Source organism: Parendozoicomonas verongulae (genome assembly GCF_009711465.1).
Taxonomy (GTDB): Bacteria; Pseudomonadota; Gammaproteobacteria; order Pseudomonadales; family Endozoicomonadaceae; genus Sansalvadorimonas; species Sansalvadorimonas verongulae.
Genome location: NZ_SMME01000527.1, coordinates 1 through 1,213 on the forward strand (window position 1 = coordinate 1; position 1,213 = coordinate 1,213).

The following is a 1,213-nucleotide window of genomic DNA, read 5'->3' on the forward strand; positions in this document are numbered from 1 at the left end:
CAATGAGGGGGCGTCCTTTTTGTAAAAGATGTGAAACAGTTGTCGTTTTCGTGGCGCGGTCTTGGTACGATTTAAGCTATTGATATCCTTGGTGTGTTTAGTGCGCCAAGTAAAATTTAATAAGAAAAGAGTACTGGCATATAGCATATACACTGGTATATCAGACCCGGTTAATAAATAAGTATGATTTACTGATGTCGACCAAACCAGCATTTGTTGTGTGATGCAAAAGGGCAGTTGGTAACAGTTTCAAGGATGGTTGTTGATAACAACAGCAGGCCACGTTTGTTTGAAATTTATAAAGTGGTTTTCGTTTTGTTGATTCCTTTGGTTTTCGAGTTTGCTGGTATAGCTTTTGCGTTATGTAAAATTGAATAACACCATAAACAGAAAGAACACATTACTAATGCTTATTTCTCTGTTGTTTGGGCGTTACCTGTGGTGAGCACTCTACCTACGGTGAAGCCGGCCTGGCAATGGGCAAATAAAGTGTAATAAAAAGAGAAAATAAAAGAGGTATTCAAAATGAAAACGATAATGCGTAAAGCCTTGGCCGCTGCTGTTATCGCCGGAGTATCTGGCGGAGCTATGGCTGCTTCTGACGGACAGTTGGGACAGATTGACGGTCAGGTTGACCCTATCGGGTCTTCTCAAGGATCCTTTGAAGTAACATTGTTTAATGAAGCTAAGGCAAGAATCTTTGGGATGGAAGACCTTACCATTCCTAACGATAACACAGGCCCAGTTGATAAGAGTATTTGTATATATACAAATACTGAAAGATTCACAGTTATTGCAGACTCAAGAAACAACTTTCAGATGAACACTGTTAGTGGGGTTGCTGGTGTTGATTACACTCTTGCCTTGATGCAGACCAGTACAGATGGCACACCTGGAGCGACATGGGGAGCGGGCAATAGTGGTAATGGAATACGATCTTCAACGATAGTGGCACAGAACAATCCCAACTGGGATGACCCGGCAAACGCAACATGTACCGATGGGAATTTTGGTTTACAGATTACTCCTACTGTAATCAATGGAGCCCAACCAGGAGTTTATACCGATAGTATTACACTGACTGTCGCACCTTACTAATACTGCAATGAAATATTCTTGGGGATTCTGGCTGTTATTACTGGTCTCGTCGCTGGTATTGGGAGCCGATGGCAGTGTGTTTATTGCCAGTAATGCTATTCCCTCCGGTTTTGAA

General features: G+C 42.0%; 1 protein-coding gene. It reads left to right on the forward strand.

Features of this window, described 5'->3' with window-relative positions:
- The first annotated feature begins 525 nt into the window (after window positions 1-525).
- Window positions 526-1,098 carry a hypothetical protein gene (locus E1189_RS01315; RefSeq protein ID WP_155158303.1) on the forward strand — a complete coding sequence of 191 codons (573 nt, stop codon included), beginning with the start codon at window positions 526-528 and terminating at the stop codon, window positions 1,096-1,098.
- Window positions 1,099-1,213 lie beyond the last annotated feature (115 nt).

Bases quoted from the DNA above. Each gene is read 5' to 3' on its own strand.
- E1189_RS01315 (WP_155158303.1), top strand. From the start codon at position 526: ATGAAAACGATAATGCGTAAAGCCTTGGCCGCTGCTGTTATCGCCGGA.